This is a genomic window from Pseudomonas sp. Pseusp97, from assembly GCF_047304025.1.
Classification (GTDB): domain Bacteria; phylum Pseudomonadota; class Gammaproteobacteria; order Pseudomonadales; family Pseudomonadaceae; genus Pseudomonas.
Map to the genome: position 1 here is coordinate 1 of NZ_JBGLYK010000513.1, position 339 is coordinate 339.

General features: G+C 64.9%; 1 protein-coding gene. It reads left to right on the forward strand.

Features of this window, described 5'->3' with window-relative positions; translation table 11 throughout:
- Window positions 1–216, forward strand: a 216-nt coding sequence (locus ACCC94_RS30170; protein WP_413353231.1) for a metal ABC transporter permease, incomplete at its 5' end; no start/stop codon positions are given.
- Between the last annotated feature and the right edge of the window lie 123 nt (window positions 217–339).

A 339-nucleotide genomic window follows, 5' to 3' on the forward strand; every position in this document is an offset into this window, starting at 1 on the left:
ATCACCTCGCTGCTGATCATCCCCGCCGCCGCCGCCCAACGGCATGCGCGCAGCCCTGAACAAATGGCCTTCGGCGCGAGTCTGATCGGCCTGGTGGCGGTGTGCGCCGGGCTCTCGCTGTCCTGGTTCAAGGACACCCCCGCCGGTCCCTCCATAGTCGTCAGTGCGGCGGCGCTGTTCCTGCTGAGTTTTGTCCTGCCGCGCCGGACGGTGTAGAATTTGGCGATTTTTTGATCAAAAGAGACCCTGACGCATGAAGTCGTTCGTCATCCGCCTGTTCGCGCTGATGGCCATGGCGCTGGCCCTCGCGGCCTGCCAGAGCACCGCGAGCAATCCGCC